Annotated in this window: 13 protein-coding genes; 6 read left to right on the top strand and 7 right to left on the bottom strand. The window is 58.7% G+C overall.

What is annotated here, in order from left to right; translation table 11 throughout:
* Nucleotides 1-536: 536 nt before the first annotated feature.
* The 4 genes from TBK1r_RS25995 to TBK1r_RS25980 form a co-directional block, all read right to left on the bottom strand.
* Entirely contained in the window at nucleotides 537-2111 is a 1575-nt protein-coding gene (locus TBK1r_RS25995; RefSeq protein ID WP_419581596.1) for an alpha-L-fucosidase, read from the bottom strand.
* A 243-nt stretch (nucleotides 2112-2354) separates the two neighbouring features.
* A complete protein-coding gene (locus TBK1r_RS25990) occupies nucleotides 2355-4385 on the bottom strand; it encodes a glycoside hydrolase family 127 protein (protein WP_145217559.1) in 2031 nt (676 codons plus the stop codon).
* Nucleotides 4386-4402: 17 nt separating this feature from the next.
* On the bottom strand, nucleotides 4403-5494 hold the full coding sequence (locus tag TBK1r_RS25985; RefSeq protein ID WP_145217556.1) for a sugar kinase: 1092 nt from the start codon (nucleotides 5492-5494) through the stop codon (nucleotides 4403-4405).
* The gene (locus tag TBK1r_RS25980) at nucleotides 5491-6150 is read right to left on the bottom strand and encodes a bifunctional 4-hydroxy-2-oxoglutarate aldolase/2-dehydro-3-deoxy-phosphogluconate aldolase (protein WP_145217553.1); all 660 of its coding nucleotides are present in this window, start codon (nucleotides 6148-6150) and stop codon (nucleotides 5491-5493) included. Before TBK1r_RS25980 ends, TBK1r_RS25985 begins: the two co-directional genes overlap by 4 nt.
* Nucleotides 6151-6301: 151 nt before the next feature.
* Here TBK1r_RS25980 and TBK1r_RS25975 point away from each other — a divergent pair, with 151 nt between their 5' ends.
* Complete coding sequence (locus tag TBK1r_RS25975) at nucleotides 6302-8506, top strand: transglutaminase family protein (protein ID WP_419580401.1); 2205 nt, start codon at nucleotides 6302-6304, stop codon at nucleotides 8504-8506.
* Between the two features lie 377 nt (nucleotides 8507-8883).
* Nucleotides 8884-10149, top strand: a complete 1266-nt coding sequence (locus TBK1r_RS25970) for a lactonase family protein (protein ID WP_145217546.1) — start codon at nucleotides 8884-8886, stop codon at nucleotides 10147-10149.
* 192 nt (nucleotides 10150-10341) lie between these two features.
* Here TBK1r_RS25970 and TBK1r_RS25965 read toward each other — a convergent pair whose 3' ends face one another.
* Nucleotides 10342-11568 (bottom strand): outer membrane protein assembly factor BamB family protein, encoded by a 1227-nt coding sequence (locus TBK1r_RS25965; protein WP_145217543.1) that lies wholly within the window; start codon nucleotides 11566-11568, stop codon nucleotides 10342-10344.
* A gap of 530 nt (nucleotides 11569-12098) precedes the next feature.
* Between TBK1r_RS25965 and TBK1r_RS25960 the strand changes: the two genes are divergently transcribed.
* Nucleotides 12099-13376 carry a hypothetical protein gene (locus tag TBK1r_RS25960; protein ID WP_145217541.1) on the top strand — a complete coding sequence of 426 codons (1278 nt, stop codon included), beginning with the start codon at nucleotides 12099-12101 and terminating at the stop codon, nucleotides 13374-13376.
* A gap of 14 nt (nucleotides 13377-13390) precedes the next feature.
* On the opposite strand, the gene TBK1r_RS25955 is transcribed toward TBK1r_RS25960, so the two are convergent.
* Together TBK1r_RS25955 and TBK1r_RS25950 are read right to left on the bottom strand one after the other, a co-directional pair.
* A complete protein-coding gene (locus TBK1r_RS25955) occupies nucleotides 13391-14473 on the bottom strand; it encodes a hypothetical protein (RefSeq protein ID WP_145217537.1) in 1083 nt (360 codons plus the stop codon).
* 75 nt (nucleotides 14474-14548) lie between these two features.
* A complete protein-coding gene (locus TBK1r_RS25950; protein ID WP_145217534.1) occupies nucleotides 14549-16252 on the bottom strand; it encodes an outer membrane protein assembly factor BamB family protein in 1704 nt (567 codons plus the stop codon).
* Nucleotides 16253-16422: 170 nt separating this feature from the next.
* Here TBK1r_RS25950 and TBK1r_RS25945 point away from each other — a divergent pair, with 170 nt between their 5' ends.
* The 3 genes from TBK1r_RS25945 (at nucleotide 16423) to TBK1r_RS25935 (ending at nucleotide 18807) form a co-directional block, all read left to right on the top strand.
* Nucleotides 16423-17319, top strand: a complete 897-nt coding sequence (locus TBK1r_RS25945) for an AAA family ATPase (protein WP_145223037.1) — start codon at nucleotides 16423-16425, stop codon at nucleotides 17317-17319.
* A 61-nt stretch (nucleotides 17320-17380) separates the two neighbouring features.
* Complete coding sequence (locus TBK1r_RS25940) at nucleotides 17381-18412, top strand: Gfo/Idh/MocA family protein (RefSeq protein WP_145217531.1); 1032 nt, start codon at nucleotides 17381-17383, stop codon at nucleotides 18410-18412.
* A gap of 44 nt (nucleotides 18413-18456) precedes the next feature.
* Complete coding sequence (locus TBK1r_RS25935) at nucleotides 18457-18807, top strand: P-II family nitrogen regulator (protein ID WP_145217528.1); 351 nt, start codon at nucleotides 18457-18459, stop codon at nucleotides 18805-18807.
* Nucleotides 18808-18816 lie beyond the last annotated feature (9 nt).

The raw sequence follows: 18816 nt of genomic DNA, 5'->3' as shown, positions 1-18816 counted from the left end.
CGAACGGCGATTGATGGAACGGCGAGTCTTCGAAAAACCCTTCCACTTGCTTGCTCGCTGCCGCCTCGGCAAAGTGAGAGAAGCACCCAACCCGGAAACTACCGTACCCATGGCATGGCACCTTAGATTGAACGCCAGTGACCAATCGACAGATGGTCACCACGAAGCAGATTATCTGGAGGGCCGATGAACCCGTCAATCGAAAGGGATACGAATTCGTTTAACTTTGGGGGAAATAAACTGGAACGGTTTTTCGCCCCTGTCTTGGCTGCCTGTCGAGTTCGTCGATCTTGCGAACTCAACGCGATCACATCAAGTGCGACGCGTCAGCGAGAGACGCTGCGTGGCCCGTGCTAGCGTGTGCGGGATGCAACCCCACACCGCTAAATGAAGACAAACGGAGAGGCCGTTGATCCACTGGCAAATCTTTTTCCAACTCGATTCGCAGGCTGGATGCTCCCGATGCTTGCGCTCGATTGGCAAGCTGGAAGCGTACGCCACAACAGGCTCATCCTGAGGCTGCCCGATTCCTTCGGCTATTGGGTGACTTTCAAGACATAGGCAAACTCGGACGGTTTGGTCGTCGGCAGTTGCACCGTGAGCCCGTTTTCGTCGCGCGACCACTCCAGTTTCTGGTCGGACCCCAGCATCGTGATCGACCTGATTTCACCCTGATAGTGTTCGCTGTCGCTGGCCAATGTCTTGACCGTGATGCGTCCACCGGACGGCCACTTCAGCCCGGTGACATACAGCGTGTCGTCGCCGCGGGCGGTGAACCGAAGGTCCGCTGCGGTGAACGGTTTGTCCTTGGCTTCCGAAGTGTGCCCGGTGGAAACTGCGGTCGGGCCTTCGCCGAACGTTTTCCAGTAGGTGGTCTCGTAGATCGATTCCCCGTTGATCTTCAGCCAGCTTCCGATGGCTTTGAGGATCGCTTGGTCTTCTTCGGGGATTGTGCCGTCGGCGCGGGGGCCGACGTTCAGCAACAGGCAACCGTTTTTGCTGACGATATCGACCAGATCATTGATCAATCGTTCCGGCGTCTTGTATCGTTGGTTCCGCGTGTATCCCCATGAACTGGCGCTGACCGCGGTGTCGGTTTGCCAGAACGGCTTGCGGATCTCGGCCATCTTGGATCGTTCTTTGTCCAGAACGGCGGCCGACTCGGGGAACGCTTCCCACTTGTAATTGATCACCCCGGGCTGGCCCGATTGCTTTGCCGTTTGGTTGTAGTAGTAGGCCGCAAACTGCTTCAGGTGTCCGGCGAACGGATTGTCTTCGTAGTTGGTGGTTTGCAATCCGGGAGTGATCCCGAAGTCGAACCAGAAGATGTCGGGCTGATACTTGTCGACCAACTCGCAGGAACGAGCCAGCCAGTCATCCTTGAACTGTTCGTCTTGGGGGACGAAGTGGCTCTTGTAGTCCCACGCGTCGGCTTTAAAGAGAAACGGCATCGGACGCCCATACAGATCGGCATATTGCGGATCCGCGTTGTCGAACGATTTGTCACGCACGTAGTACATCCAGTTGAACGCTCGGTGGCTGCTGACACCAAACTTCATGCCTTCGTTGCGAACGGCGACCGACAGCTCCTCGATCACGTCACGCTTCGGTCCCATTTCCGAGGCATCCCAGCGTGTGAACGAGCAGTCATACATCGGGAATCCGTCATGGTGTTCTGCCACCGGGATGACGTACCGCGCACCGGTCTCCTTGAACAACTTTGCCCAGCGGGCCGCGTCAAACTTCTCCGCCTTGAACTGCGGGATGAAGTCTTTGTATCCAAATTTGCTCTGCGGTCCGTACGTTTTGATGTGATGATCAAAGAAATTGTCGCCACGTCGCGGAAGATTGATGTACATCTGCCGGGGATACCACTCGCTGCCGTAGGCGGGAACGCTGTACGCTCCCCAGTGGATAAAGATTCCGAACTTGGCGTCCTTGTACCACTGCGGGATCTGGTACTGCTCGAGCGACTTCCACTCCGGTTTGAATCTTCCGCTCGCGTTGACCGACTGAATGGATTTCAGGGCCGGGGCGACCGCCGGATGTGGCAGGGTCGCCGGGTGCGGTTGCTCGGCGAACCCACGGCACGAAATCAACGCGGACAACATCATCGCGGGCAGCAAAATCGTAGGCAGCGCGATCGCGGTACTTAGAAGCCTTCTCGGGAACATCACCGGACTCATGGGGAAACAGGTTTGCGGCAGCTTGGCGGGGCAAACATTGTCGCACAGGCGGTGTCGAATCCCATAGCCAAGATTGACATTTGCATGTCAATTTTTGCCTCATCGGCAGAATCCGTCGGTGAAATCAGGCTCTGGCCGCTTTCCGAGCTGGTCCGAGGATTCAAGACTCTATTTCCAAACCAGCGGCAACCAGACCGACATTTCACTTCGGCCTCGGTTGGACCAGGCATAGTAGGGCACGAATTTGGTTTCCACGCTTTTCCACGCTGGCTTTTCCAAATTTTGGTACAGGGCGACTTGTGGATTGGCGTTGAGCAACACGTTTCCGGTCAAAGTCGTCATCCCGCCCAGGAACGTTGGCTCGTCGTTGGTTTTCAGTTCGATGTCCGTGGGCAGGAAGACGTCTAGAATCTTGGTGTTCTCTGGCAGGTCGGGTGACTCGATGCAGTACACGACCGGCCCACGTTTGATCGCCGCCTGATTGCGAATCTCTTCGATACGAGGGTGTCCGACCATCAACTTGGCTTCCATCGGCATGTCGATCGCAATCACATCGCCGGATTTCCATGATCGCTTGATCTTGGCGTACGTTCCCGGTCGTGCCGTGACACCGACGTCCTTGCCGTTGACGCGCAGTTCGGTTGCTTCGGCCCAATCGGGAATCCGCAACATGATTTCAAACGGTGTTGGCTTGCATGACTGGATCGTGATCTTGACCGCGCCCTCCCACGGGTAGTGTGTGTCCTGGGTCAGTTTGAGTGTCGATCCATCCAGCAATGTTGTGTCGAGTCGATTGCCGCCATACAGGTTTACCGCCACACCGTCTGGCGACAGGCTGTACGCCCAGCCGGACAACTGGGCCACCGTGCGGACCAGATTCGGCGGGCAGCAGAAACATTCGAGATAAGGTTGGCGATCGGGGGTTTCCGTGACCAGCGCCGAGTAGTCGCGGGCGCCGTGGATCACACGCAGCGGGTTGGAATAGATGTAGTGCGTCCCGTCGGCACTGATCCCCGACAGGCCGCTGTTGAACATCACCAGTTCCATGATGTCGGCGTACTTCGATTCGCCGTGAATCCCCAACATGCGCAAGCTGAACATCGCGTTGCAAAGGTTTGCACAGGTCTCGTTGTAGGCCGTCAAGTTGGGCATCATGTATTCGCCGATGAATGCTTCGTGGACAAAGTCGACGCGGCTGGACGCACCATGGTGCGTTTGGCCACAAGCACCGGTGATGTACATTTTCTTGTGGACCACGTTGTCCCAAAGTCGATCGAGGGCATCGATCAATGCCCGTTCTCCCGTTTCCGCGACGACATCGGCGGCACCGGCATAAAAGTACAACGCCAACACGGCATGGCCGACTGCCTCGGTTTCTTTCCGCAGCGGCTTGCGTTCCTGAACCATGTCGCCGACCATTTTGTATCGCACGGTGTCATCGGGCACCGGCGGAGATTTTCCTCGCATGTTGATGAAAATCTCGGCGAGTTGCAGATACCGCTTGTCCTTCGTGGTGCGGTAGAGTTCGACCAGTCCCATGATTTGCGTCTGATTGAATCCGAACCGCGCTAGTTCCTTCGGTTGCGGCTCGAACAGGTCATACAGATAGTCGGCATGCTTGACGGCAATGTCCAAAAAGTTGGTCTTGCCGGTGACCCGATGGTGAATGCAGGCGCTGGTCAGTAGATGCCCGCTGTTGTAGAGCTCGTGAAACTGTCGATTGGAGAACCGCTCGAGTCCGGGGATGGTGATTTGCGTCGACAAGTAGCCATCGTCTGCTTGGGCCTGCCCGATGACCGCGATGATTTCATCCAGTTCTTCCAGAATCTGCGGATCCTTGTTGATGGCATAGACATACATGGCCGCTTCCATCCATTTGTAGAAGTCACCATCGTGCCAGTGCATGCCTTGGTGTGTGCCCTGTTTGAGACCCGCGGCGATCTTGAAGTTGTTGTACGCATGCCCGCGGTCACCCTTGAGCAGCATCCCCATGTGCGGAACCATCACCTCTTCGCACAGCTTGAACTTGTCGGCCCAGAAGCCTGACGTCCACTGACAATCGCCGATGTCGATGCTTTTCAGTTTGACGTGGGGGCTTTCCGCATTGTTGATCACGCCTCGCTGCTGAGCATGGGCCGAATCGGTCTGGGACAGGCACAGCAGGGGCAGGCTACATAGAATCAGGAGTACGTTTTTCATTGGACCAATTATCCGTTTCATCGGACCACGCGTCCCGACGCAGAGCCACCCATCAGGGCCTCGACTTCGTTTCGCGTGGAGTAGTTAAAATCCCCTTTGATTGAATGCTTGAGACAGGATGCGGCGACGGCGTAGTTCAACGCCGTTTGCGACTCGCTCAAGTCAGGTGTCGTCAGCGCAAAGATCAGTCCCGCGGCAAACGCATCGCCACCGCCCACCCGGTCGACGATGTTTTTGATTTCATAGGGCTGGTAGTGGTGGTCCGCATCGAGCGGCGCGAACACGGGCTGATCGGATGCCGTGTCATACAGCATCGCGCCCCAATTGTTGTGTGTCGCCGAGAGACTTTCGCGAAGCGTGATGGCGACCTTGGAAACGTTGGGGAATTGCGTCGCGAGCTGGCGCGCCACATCGGGATAGCGTGACGTGTCCAACGCTCCGGCGTGGACGTTGGTCTCGCCCGCTTGGATGCCGAGCACATCATGGCAATCTTCTTCGTTGGCGATCACCACGTCGACGAAAGGCAAGATCGTTCGCATCGTCGCCTGAGCCAGTTGGCGCGGTGTTTGGGTGGCGTTCCATTTCCACAGTTTGCTGCGGAAGTTGAGATCGATCGACACCGTCGCACCGACGGCTTGGGCTTTTTGTGCCGCGATCAATGTCGCCTCGGCGGCGCTCTCGGAGAGTGCCGGCGTGATCCCCGACAAGTGCAACCACTGGGCGCCGTCAAAGATCCCGTCCCAGTCGTAGCGCTGCGCCGGGGTGATCGCGATCGCCGAATCGGCACGGTCGTAAATCACATTGCTGGGGCGTTGATTGGCGCCGGTTTCCAAAAAATACAGACCCAGCCGCCCTTCGTCGGTCCGCAACACGTAGCGGGTATCGACGCCAAGGGCGCGGATCGAATCGATCGTCGCGTCGGCCAATGCATGCTTGGGTAGCGCCGTGACGAAGCGGGCCGCACCGCCGAAGTTGCTGATCGATTCGGCGACGCTGGCTTCCGCCCCGGCATAGGTGACTTCCAACTCCCGCGTTTGGCGAAGCCGCAGATGTCCCGGTGCTGCCAAACGACCCATGATTTCTCCAAAGCTGACGACCACTTGATTCATTTTCGTTGATCCTTTTCCAATTTACCCATGACGTCGGCCGCACGGGAGCTGATTCCCGCCCAGTCTTCGTTGTCTACCAATGATTGTTTGACGATCCACGATCCGCCGACCGCCGGCACGTTGGGCTCGCGAAGGTACTCTGACATGTTGTCGGCGTTGATGCCGCCCAGCGGAAAGTATTGGATGCCCAGGTGTTTGTAGGGAGCGGCAAAACTGCGCAGGTACGTGACGCCTCCCATCGCTTCGGCGGGGAAGAATTTGACAAAGCGACAGCCCAGTTCAATGGCCGCTTCCAAATCCGTCGGCGTCGCGATCCCCGGGGCAAAGGGCAGGCCGATGTCCTGAGCCGCAGCGATGACGCGCGGATTCATTCCCGGTGCGACACCGAAATCCGCGCCCGCGGCTTTGACCTCCCGCACCGAAGCCGGGCTCAGGATCGTCCCGACCCCGACCAACATCTCGGGCACCTCGGCACAGATTTCGATCACCGCCGCCATTGCCGCCGGCGTGCGGAGCATCAATTCAATCGCGTTGATTCCCCCGTCCAATAACGCTTTGGTCAGCGGCACCGCATGCTCCACCTTGTCGACCGAAAAACCGGCGACAACGCCGCACGTTTTCAGCCGATGCAACATCTCTTTGGGAAACTCACTCATCGATCCTCAACCTCCTGATACTTGTCGGTGCCCACGAAGCAACGCATGCAGAATCGGTCCGCGCCGCTGTTTTTCCCGACGCGAAACCTGATGATCCGTTGGCATCCCGCTATCATAGGGCATGAACGATTCTTTTATGCAAGGAGTGACAGTGCACCGATTCGATTTGATTCTGTTGACGCTGCTGATGATCACCGCGGTCTTCACGGCGTCTCCGTTGCCGGCCGACGACCAATCCCACCAATCACTGATTGCCAACATCCGTCCTTCGGTCACAACGATTCGGGTCCGGGGCCGCGACGGTGAACCATTGGGAATCGGCACCGGATTCATCATCGATTCCGACGGACTGGTCGCCACGAACTTTCACGTGATCAACGAGGGACGTCCGTTTACGGTGGAGACGGCCGGCGGAAAAAAATTGAGAGTCCTCGCCGTTGAGGCCTCCGACGTCGCCAGTGACTTGGCCATCATTCGCGTCGATCCCGGATCCAGCGAGCTGCCGGCGCTCCCTTTCGCCGAGGACGATACCTCTCAGCAAGGCATCCGCGTGCTGGCCTTCGGCAATCCGCTGGGGCTGCGAAACAGCGTGGTCGAAGGCATCGTGTCGGCCAGACGCGAAGTCGAAGGCCGCGAGTTGTTGCAGTTGGCGATGCCGATCGAACCGGGAAACAGTGGCGGCCCCCTGGTCGATCTGGAAGGCCGAGTGCATGGCATCATCAATATGAAATCGTCCATCGATGATAACTTGGGTTTCGCCATCCCGGTCAGCCAACTGGTCGCGTTGCGTGAGAACCCAAACCCCGTCGCGATCGATCGCTGGGTTCGGATCGGCCGGATCAACGCGGACCGATGGACGCCCGTGATGGGATCCCGCTGGCAGCAACGCGGCGGACGAATCGTCGCTTTGGGCCAGGGCAATGGATTCGGCGGACGTTCATTGCTGCTGTCCAAACGAGAGGTTCCCCAGCGCCCCTTTGAAGTCGCCGTGATGGTTCGGCTGGATGACGAATCCGGCGCCGCCGGATTGGCGTTCCACAGCGACGGCCAAAATAAGCATTACGGTTTCTACGCCAGTGCCGGACGGTTGCGATTGACGTGCTTTCGCGGCGCGTCGGTGTATTCCTGGGATATCCTGAAAGAAGTGGAAACGGAACACTATCTGCCCGGGCAATGGAACCAATTGAAAGTGCGTATCGAGACGGACACGATTATGTGCTTTGTCAACGGACGCATGGTGATTGAATCCGATGACCAACAACTCACCGAAGGCCAAGTCGGGCTGGCAAAGTTTCGCGAGACCGAGCCGGAATTCTCGGGCTTTCAGCTCGGCACCGCGTTGCCCTCACCGATGTTGTCCGAAGCCGCCGAAAACACGCTCGCGGAACTCGAGATCGCCGCGCTGCCCCTCGATTCAATCGGGACCGATCAAATTCGCGAACTCGGCAAGTCGGGCGAACTGGCATCACGCGAATTGACGCGACGCGCGATCGAGCTCGAAAAACAGGCCAAGCGACTTCATCAGCTTGCCGACGACGTCGAACGTGCCGAGACGATCGATCGTTTGAGTCGACTCGATCAAACCGACGCCGATCAACGCCTGCTGGTCGGATCGCTGTTGATCGCAAGACTGGACAGCCCCGATTTGGATGTCGATGCCTATCGCGCTCGCGTCGACGAAATGGCAGCAGAAATCCAGGAAACACTGAAGGAAGACGCGTCGGCGACCGAGAAACGCGACGCCCTGCATCGTTATCTGTTTGAAGAAAACGGATACCACGGCAGTCGAAGCGAGTACTACCACGCCGCCAATAGCCACTTGAATCGCGTCATCGACGATCGCGAAGGGCTGCCGATCACGATGTCCGTCTTGTACATCGAACTCGGACGTCGGCTGGGGATGAAGGTCGAGGGCGTCGGCTTGCCGGGGCACTTCGTGTCCAAGCACGTTATCGATGACGAGAACGAACAGTTGATCGACGTCTTCGAGCGGGGCAAGTTGCTCAGCCGCGCCGATGCCGTCGAGATCGTCGCGCTGCATGGCGGGCGAGCACTCCGGCCTTCCGATTTACAAGCCACCACCGACATCGAAATCCTGAGCCGAATCCTGAATAACTTGATCGGCGTCGCCGGACGCCAGAACGACGGCGAGGCAATGCTCCGCTACTGTGACGCCATCGTTGCGGTCAATCCAGAAGAGTTCCGATATCGCATGCTGCGAGCCCAGTTGCGCGGGATGACGGGAAGGATCAATCTGGGGTTGGAGGACGTCCAATGGCTGTTGGAAAAAGATCCACCGGGACTGGATCGCGGCGAGACCGAGCGGTTGCGATCGGCACTGATCGACAGGCTTTGAGGGTAGGAAGATTTTGGGGTAGGAAGATTTTGGGGTAGGAAGATTTTGGGGTAGGAAGATTTGTTGGTCAAAAAATGGGGTGGTCAAAAAATGGGGTGCATTCGGGTAGGGCATGCTGTGCATGCCAATAGGGCTGCGTTAGCCGCGTAGGGCATGCTGTGCATGCCAAGATGATTGCGTTGGTGCTGTCATTTTTTGACCACAAAATGTTTTGACCCAATTGCGTTTCCTCCATCCACCCGGATGCGAATCACCGCTGCGCTGGCGGATATCCGCTTTCATCAACAGGCCCCAAGCGGGTTGTTGCAGCCATCGACTTTCGATCACAATGATCGCCCTGTCCTCGCCCTCCTACCCGCCCTCGGTGACTTGTTGTAATGAATCAACTCTCTCGATCTCGACGTTCGTTTTTAAAAACCTCGGTCGCCTTGGCCGCGGTCGGCCCGGTGGCCCACGGTGTTGCCCAGGCAGAATCTGATGCCCCACCGTTGATCGCCTATGTCGGCACGTTTAGCTCGCCGCTTCAGGACGTGCTGCCGACTCAAGTCGATCTGCCGCCGGGCAATGGGCGGGGGATCCATCTGTTTCAAGTCGATCGCGGCACGGGAGAGTTGACGGAGGTCGGCACAGAGCGGATGGGGACAAGTCCCAGTTGTCTGGCCGTTAACGCTGCGGGAACGCGGCTGTACTCGGCCAATGAAACCGATCGGGTCGGTGAAGGCAAGGAAGGTTCGGTCAGTACGTTTTCGATCGATCGATCCAGCGGCAAGTTGACCTTGATGGGCACCGTCCGCAGTGGCGGTGCCGGCCCGACCTACATCAGCATTCATCCCAGCGGACGGTTTGTTCTGGTTGCCAACTATTTCGGCGGCAGCGTTGCGGTACTGCCGGTCGCCGCGGACGGGCGATTGGGGGAACCGGTTCAGGTCAAGCAGGACGCCGGCACGATCGGGCCGACACAGGCGACCCACGCGCCGGCGGGCAGCTTTGCCATCAGCGGCCACGATCGCACCCACGCCCACATGATCCAATCCGATCCTTCGGGAAAGTATGTGCTGCACGCCGACCTGGGCTTGGACAAGATCTTTGTTTGGCAATTCGACGAACCAACCGGAGTCTTGACCCCCAACGATCCGGCGGCGATTTCGTTGCCACCGGGCGATGGGCCGCGGCATTTCCATTTTCACCCTAACGGTCGCTGGTTCTATTCGATCCAGGAAGAAGGTTCGACGATTGTCTTGTTTGACTACGACGCCGACGCGGGACGCTTGGCCGCGCGGCAAACCGTCTCGACGCTGCCGCCGGAGTTCGTCGGTAGCAATTTCTGTTCAGAGATCTTGGTGTCCGACGACGGCCGGTTTGTTTATGCCGGCAACCGCTTGCACGACAGCGTGGGGATCTTTGCCGTCGGTGACGACGGAGAGCTGACGTTTGTGGGCGAAGAGTGGACGCGAGGGAATTACCCACGCAGCTTCAGCTTTGATCCCACCGGACAATTCTTTTACTGCTTGAATCAGCGAGCCGACCACATCGCGATCTTCAACGTCAATCGCAAGACAGGCGAGTTGCAGTTCACCGGCCACTACGCCGCCGTCGGCAACCCATCGCACATGGTCTTCCTGGATCTGGCAGCCCCACGTTGATGCCACCGCGGCAACGAAGAACGCACCGCCAACGCCGTCTAATGGCCAACAAATCTTTTGACCAATCAATTTTTTGACCAATCAATTTTTTGACCAATCAATTTTTTCGGCCAATCAATTTTTTCGGCCGGTAAGTAACATGTCCAACCTGCCGCCTGCCGCTACTCCGGCCTGTTGGCATGAAGCATGACGCTACTGCTCGATGAGGTACAAAACGGATTTGCTGCGGAGGATCAATTGGTTTCCGACGACCGCCGGTGAGGCCATGAATCCGTCGCCGAGTGTCGTCTTTGCCAGTTCCTGGTAGGTCTCGCCGGGTTTGAACGTCAGAATGTCCCCTTCGGTGCTGAAGGCGTAGATCCGGCCATCGGCATAGATCGGTGAGGCGGCGAAGGATCCACCGGCCCGTTCTTGCCAGAGGACATCCCCGGTCTTCGGATCGCGTGCCGAGATCACGCCGTCGTCGCTGTTCATGTACAGCAAGCCGTCGACGAGCAACTGGGACGATTTCTTGGCGACGCTCTTGGTAGCCGACCATGCGATGTGTGTCCCCGTCACATCTCCTTTCCCATCGGGGCTGACCGCGATCATGGACCCCATTCCGTTGGTGATAAACACCAACCCTTCGCCGTACAGCGGCCGGGCCGACGCGTTCATGCCTTCGTGGTAGGCGGTCCAAAGGGGTTGGCCGTTGGATGGATCGTAAGCGATCGTCGCGACGGCACTGGGGTAGACCAATTGTTCTTGGCCGTTGACGGTGATGACCTGGCCGGTGCAATAGGCTTTCATCCGGTCACCGTCGTTGGTGCCATAGTCGATCTCGCGTTTGGTTTTCCAGATCGTCTCGCCGGTTTCTTTATCGAGTGCCACGACATATTGAACGTCGTATCCGTCATAGGCGATGAATAACTTGCCGTCATGCAATATCGGCGACGACGCGGGGCCGCGGTGGTGATCACATTCCAGGTCTTCGCGTTTCCAGATGACTTCCGCATTCGACGTCTCCAGGCAGGCCGACAGGTAGCTGCCGAAGTGGATGTAGACTCGTCCGGCCTCGATCACCGGCGTCGGCGTCGCATAGCTGTTCATCGGGTGGCAGAACGCGGGCGAGTCGTTTTCCAGCAGCACCTTGTCGTGCAGGATCTTGCCGCTGTTGCGATCGACACAGATCACCGACATCCGCGTCCCGTCTTCGGTCGCCGTCGTCAGCCAGATCTGGTCGTCCCAAACCACCGGCGAAGACCAGCCTTTGCCGTGGATCGGTGTTTTCCATTTGACCACCGACTCGTCGATCGCCACGGGCAACTTGGCGTCAGCGGCATGACCGTCTCCCGATGGCCCTCGGAATTCCGGCCAATTGGAAGCGAATGACGTGACGGTGAAACCGGCCACGATGAGAACGGCGACGACGGTGCGCATCAGTAGGTGATCCAGAGCGATCGGGTGGGAGAGCTGGGAGAGATTCGAAGGCGGTGCCTGGATGCATCATAAGTTGACCAGGGAGCGTTCTCAACTAGACGGCCAATTTCGCGACAGAATTCGCTCGACTCGATCGCATGCACGAGGTCAGTGGTTTCCGGAATGAGGACGCATGGCGTTGGCGTGCCGAAGCCGTTTGGGCGGCGGGGAGCGGTTGGTCAAAAAATGCGTTGGTCAAAAAATGGGTTGGTCAAAAAATGGGTTGGTGACGACCGGATTCGTCGAGGTTTCCTATTTTTTGACCCATCAATTTTTTGACCCATCAAGTCTGCACACCGATCCGGTGTGCGCGACCCCCGAATCTCCAGGACGCTTCCCGTCCAAGTGATCGCCGCCTTTTCCGTCCGCGCACATTCGATGTGTCGCTAAGATAGACTGGCGAGTGCCCACCAAGGGGCGTAGACTCGCTCGTGAACTCGCCCTGGATTGCTGTCCCACCCGCCTTTCGGTTCAAATCGATCCCACCTCCGATGCATGACCTCATCAAGCTGCGGTTTCTCGCTTTCGTGTTGCTCGTGGCCGCCCAGTCGCTGTGCCACGCCCAAACACGTCTGGACGAAGCGCCGATCAATTACACCGAAACCAAGGGGAACAATCGCGTCACGGCGATGATCGACAAAGTGGATTCGGGGGAGCTGGAATTGGTCTATGAAGACGGGTACGGCTACCTGCGATCGATCCTCAGCGAGTTGGACGTTCCGATTTCGTCCCAAGCCCTCGTCTTTTCCAAGACCAGTTTACAGACCGGGCGGATTTCACCGACCAACCCCCGAGCGATTTACTTTGGGGATGAAGTGTACGTCGGATGGGTGCGCGGCAGTTCGTTGTTGGAGATCTCGGTGGCCGACCCCAACCTCGGCGCCGTTTACTACACGATCCAGATGACTCCGCGACGACCGTACATGCGGCGGGAAAACTTTCGCTGCTTGGGCTGCCATGAAAAAACGGTCGATCACGGCAAGATCCCCGTGCACACGGTTCAAAGTGTCATGGCACGTAGCAGCGGCAAGATTAATTTGTTGCTCGAGACGTACGTGACCGACCACACCAGTCCCCTCGAAGAACGCTGGGGCGGTTGGTACGTGACCGGCCACCACGGATCGATGAAACACATGGGCAACGCGTTTCTCGATGGCGACGAACTCGTTTCGCTGGGCGAGTCGAACGCGGACACCCTTCGTCGCCAGTTCGACCTTTCACGGTGGCCCGTCGCCGGCAGCGATATCGTGGCCTTGATGGTCTTGGAGCATCAGGTGGAGATGCACAATCGTTTGACCGACGCGAACTATGCCGTGCGGCGGGCACGCTACACGTCGACGGATTCACCGGGCCAACGGGCGCAGTTGGACACGGTGATCGATGAATCGGCCAAGTTGGTCGTCGACCATCTGTTGTTTGTTGATGAAGCGAGGTTGGAATCGGAGATCAAGGGTTCTGATCAGTTTCAGCAGGACTTTGTCGCCAAAGGCCCGACGACCGCCGACGGAAAATCATTGCGACAGTTCGATCTGAAGAAGCGTCTGTTCCGTTTTCCCTGCAGCTACACGATCTATTCCCCGGCATTTTCGGCGCTCGATGAGCAACTGCAAGCGAAGGTCTATGAACGGCTGTGGCGGGTGTTGAGCGGGCAAGACGATTCCGACGAGTATCGTCACTTGAGTTCGGACGACCGTGCGTCCATCCTTGCGATCCTGCGTCAAACGATCGACGGATTGCCGGCGTCCTGGGCGAGCACCGAAACGCTGTAGGGCCTGTGGCGGATTCAGCCGGCCCCGGTCGGGCTCGCCAACGTCGCGAACTTCCTGCTCGTTCGCCGCTTCCAAATGAAGCCGTCCAGTACATAGTGTGTGATCTGCGGAACGGCCAACAACGGCACCAGAATCGTCTCGACCGAATCCAGGTTCCACGGCGCGCCGAACAACCAGGACCGCTCGTGCCAAACGCCGCGGTCCCAGACCAATTCTTCGACGTAGGCCAAGATCCAAATCAATCCGATGAACCGCGACAGTCGCATCGCCACCGACGGCAGCGGTCGTGATTGCGTTGGTGTGGATGTCTGGTGGTACCAGTAGACCAGCACCATGTAGGGAATCCCGTGGATGATCACGTTGGTCACGGTGAAGGCATAATCAGAATTGAACGTGATGATTCCCAGGTACCAACACAATGCCGTCGTCGCCACGACCAGATCTTTGCCCGGGTTGAATTGACGTTTCGTCACCGCCAACCCGATCGCTTTGATGAAATACGCCGCCATCGCGGACCAGTAGAACGGTGCCAGATAGGCCGACCAGTCCAGCGAAAACGACGCGAAGTCATCGGGGCGAAACCACCAGAATTCTCGGGGCAAGTGACAGTGCCAATAGACCAGCGGGTACACGGTCGCCAAGTAGATCGCTGCGGTGTCGATCCAGCGGCCCCAGCGATTCGTTTCGCCGGCTTTGTTGCGGTACAGTGCCACCCAGCCGTATTGTTGGCGGATGAAGTGAAACACCGCCAAATAGGCCAGGCATCGCCAAAACACATCGACACTTTCGCTGTACAGCGCCCAGCTGATGGCAAACGCGAATCCCGGCGTCAACGCGTACAACCATGGACGTCGTGCCAGTTCGGCGCGATCGAAATAGACGCGAAAGCCTGTCGCGTAAACATGGGCGACATCGATCAACAGGATCGCGACCACCCAGGTCCAGCTGGGCGTGTCTTGGTGCAGCCAGCCAAACACACCCCCGACGCCGAGCATTGCCAGGGCCAGCAGCGCACTGCCACCGAAGGTCATCAGGTCGACCGACCGGCTAAACAGCCAGGGCGTCGACGAGACGGCAGATGCGGTTGGTGACGTCATGGCTGGACCCCAGTGGCGTCAGCTTCCAGCTTGCGATGGCAGGTCCAATTGCAAACTGAAAGCTGGCGTTACTTTTTATTTCTCCGGCAATTGGAAACAAATCGCTTGGCGGTCGTTTCGGACCAGCACGTGGCGGCCCGCGACGGTGGGAATGTTCCAGGTCTTTGAGTCCAGTGCGGGCATGCGAAACAATTCGTGATAGTCATCGATGGACGCGTCGACGAACACCAGGTCACCCGTTTCGTCCTGGACGACCAACACGTCACCGGCCAGCACGGCTTGTCCCTGCCCGGTGCGGCTTCGTCTCGGTTGCGTCCAATACGTCGTCGCGTCCTCTAAGTTGACCGCCTGCAGCGAGCCGTTGCCGATGGCGTAGCCGACGTCGCCGACGACACAGGTGTGATTGAATTTGGTCTTCAACACACGGTTGCTTCGCCACACGTCCGACGTCGTCCAGCCGGTACTGTCCTTGGTCACGCTGACGAGCGCACTGCCGCCGCCGTAGCCCTTTCCGACCAAGACGCGATTTTCTCTGACGGTCACCGCCGACGAACAATTCGCGCTGGTGTTGGTCGAGCCGGGCCATGAAAAGGTCCACAGCACCGATCCGTCGTGAATCTGATGTCCGCTGACGGTTTTCTCGTTGACCGAAACGATTTGGCGTTCGCCGTCGAGTGTCGCCACGATCGGCGACGCGTAACTGAGTTGGTCGTCACCGGCCTGCCAGACCACATTTCCGGATTCCGCATCCAGCGCCACCAGTGAGCGAACGGGTTGGTCAACGCCGGGGCCGCCGAGGCTGGTGACACACAAACCGTCGACCAGCAGCGGCGAGCAGGCATAGCCCCAGGGTGCGGCGACCTCGAACGCATCTTGATCGCTCCAGCCGGCCAGCTCCAACAGGTCGGCGGTCCAGTGCACGGTCCCGGTCGATCGATCCACACACCACAAGAACCCCGTCGCGGTGGTCGCGTAGACTCGATCGCCCTGGATCGTCGGGGTCGAACGAGGTCCGATCCCGCCGAGCGGGTTCTCATGGCGCCCGGCGTGTTGCAGCATCCAAACCAGCTCGCCGTCGGAAAGCCGATAGCATGTCAAGCATTCCTGGTCGTCGCGTTGCTCCAACGTGATCGCATGCTCGCCGGCCACCGCGAAGGAGGACCAGCCTTCACCGATTCCCTGGTCCCACAACACATCGACCTGGGATTCGGACGTCGGCGTGGCGAATCTGCGTTCGGGATAGACGCCGTTGCGATTCGGACCCAAAAACTGGGGCGACGCAGCGACGGTGATCGGTGTCTCGGTCGGCGTTTCGGACGCCGGGGGCTCGCTCTGTGTTTGGCCCACGTCGACGGCGCCGGGCGTGACCGATTTCAATTCGTGTGGCGATTCGCTGGCGAACCGCCAGCGGAACAGCGGAAGCATTTCGCCGCTAAAACCATCGAATTGAAAGGTCGTCCAAAAAACCGCGACAGCGGCCACGGTTAAGGTTGGGACTCGCCAGCGGTGGCCGGACCAGCTTTCCAACCGATGGAAACTAAACAAGACGTACAGCGAGGCGAGCGACAGACAGGCCAATCCGATCAAGTTGGCGTTCTGGTGATCGAACGACGGTGCAAAGTATTGCGCCACGGCCGTGATCACGACGGCCAGGGCGAACGCGATTGCAGCGTTGACCAATTTCGGCTTTCTGGTCGCAGGCACATCGGCGGGCCGATCGGGTTCGGTCGATGAATCGTCGCGATTTTCGTCCGGGGCCTGTTGAATTGACTCCGCCATGGGCTCTTTTCTCCAAAAATCATTTCGGCAGCAGCGTTCTCGGCCGTGGGTTCCGCCACCGGTCACACCTGGGTTAATATGGGCGACCACTGATTCGCCGTCCCTTCCCCGATCTTGTTTTATCGATGATGCAGCATGCTTACGAGACCGCTCGACGGCTGCGGGAAAACATGGAAACGGTCATTCTGGGGAAAAACGAGGCGGTTCGCTCGATCGTGTTGACGTTACTGGCCGGGGAACACCTACTGCTCGAAGACGTCCCCGGCGTGGGCAAAACGCTCGCCGCCAAGGCGTTGGCGGGCAGTATTGATACCGAATTCAGCCGAATTCAGTTCACACCGGACCTGTTGCCCAGCGACATCACCGGCAGCTCGATTTATCGCAGCGATACCCGTGAATTTCAATTCACCCGGGGGCCAATTTTTTCCAATGTGGTTTTGGCCGACGAAATCAATCGCGCTCCACCGAGGACCCAATCGGCGTTGCTCGAAGCGATGAGTGACGGACAAGTCTCCGCGGACGGTACCACGTACCCCCTGCCGAAACCGTTCATCGTCGTCGCGACCCAGAACCCGTTTGAATTCGAAGGCACGTACGTGTTGCCGGAAAGTCAGATGGATCGGTTTTTGATGCGGACGAGCATCGGTTATCCCGAGCGTGACAGTGAGCGCATGGTGTTGCAATCGCATCGCACCGGCGAACCCGTCGATTCGATCAAGAGCGTCGTGACGGCGGACGAGGTGGTGTCGGCGCAAGCGGCCGTCCGCTCGGTGCGTGTCGACGAATCGCTGCAAGACTACCTGCTGGAAATCGTCGCACTGACGCGGACAACCGACGTGTTTCGGTTGGGGGTCAGCACCCGGGCGGCGCTCAGTTTTTACCGCGGTTGCCAGGCCCGCGCGGTGACCGAGCAACGCGACTTTGTCACGCCCGATGACGTCAAATCGCTGGCCGTGACCACGCTTTCCCACCGCGTGCTCGTCGATGATTTCTCCGCCAATTCCAGCCGTGACACCGTTGAACAGCTGATGGCGGAACTGCTGCGCGGCATCCCCGTCCCTGTTTAGACACCCTCGTGTAAACGCACGCGTCTAACGCCAACCATCCCACCCCGGATTCCAAGTCTCGATGACTGCTTCTCCCACCGACTCCGCTCCCACCCGCTTCGGCGTGATGGGCACGGGCCGAATCACGCGTCGTTTGGTTGCCGATCTGCAATCGACCGATGCGGTGTCCGTCACTGCGATCGCCAGTCGATCGCAAGAGCGGGCGGATTGGTTTGCCTCGCAATACGGCATCCCCGCGGCAGTTGAGGGTTATCAAGCGTTGCTCGACCGCGACGACATCGATGCCGTTTACTTGTCCCTGCCACCGTCTTTGCACTCCGAGTGGTGCGTGCGAGCGGCGGAGGCCGGCAAGCACATCCTGTGCGAGAAACCCTTGGCGACCTCGGCCGACCAAGCCCACCAGATCGCTCAAGCGTGCGAGCGACACGGCGTCCGCTGGCTGGACGCAACCGGTTGGCTGCACCATCGACGAACCGCAGAGATGCGGGCGCTCGCCAGCGGCGGGCGACTGGGGCGGTTGGGACACATCACCGCCGCGGTTTCGTTTTATCGACCCTTTCAGTCCGGCGAGCATCGCTTGGATCCCGCCTTGGGCGGCGGCTGCTTGTTAGACCTCGGTTGGTACACCGCGGGACTGGCGTGTTACTTTGCCGGTCGCAGCCCCCACCGCGTTTTTGCCGATTGCATCGAAGAGAACGGGGTGCCGCTGCGCACCAACGCGATGCTTTGGTTTGACGATGATCTGACGGCCAGTTTTTCATGCGGCTACGATACGGCGACCCGAAAGTGGTTTGAAGTCGCCGGCAGTGACGCGTCGGTCATCTGCGACGACTTCACACGGCCTTGGGCGGAACGACCGACTCGGTTTTGGGTGCATGACGCCAACGGCGAGGTTCAGTCTCACGAATCGTCCGATCGTCAAGAACAACGGATGATCCAAGCACTGATCGGCCAGCAGCCACTGGATGAATTCAATCAGTTGGCGTTACGAACTCAAACGGTCTTGGACGCCCTGGCCGAATCGGCTCGGCGAAAGCAGCCGGTCGTGGTAGAGTGTGACGTGCGTCCCGACGCCCCTTCCCCGTCCCGCTGAATCGTTCACCAACGATCTAGAATACACCGCTGAGTGATTTCATCATGCGAGTCGTCGTCGCGATCATCCAACCCACCAAACTCTCCACCGTGCGAGACGCCTTGCGCGAATTGCAGCTCGATGACATCACCGTCTGTGATGCGATGGGCTATGGCCGCCAACATGGAAAATCCGCACTGTTCCGCGGCAACGAATACAAGGTCGACTTGTTGCGCAAAGTCGCGGTGGAAGTGTTGGTGCACGAGGACGAATTGGAAACGGTGATCAACGTGATCAGCCGCAACGCATTGACCGGGTCGAGGGGCCAGATCGGCGACGGAAAGATCTTCGTCCTGCCGGTGGCCGAAGTCATCGACATCGCCAGTCCCCCGCCGCAGTACAACTCGGCGGGTTAAGCCGGCCGC

The sequence above is a fragment of the Stieleria magnilauensis genome (assembly GCA_007753675.1).
Lineage (GTDB): Bacteria > Planctomycetota > Planctomycetia > Pirellulales > Pirellulaceae > Stieleria > Stieleria magnilauensis.
This window is presented reverse-complemented; position numbering and strand designations above follow the sequence as displayed.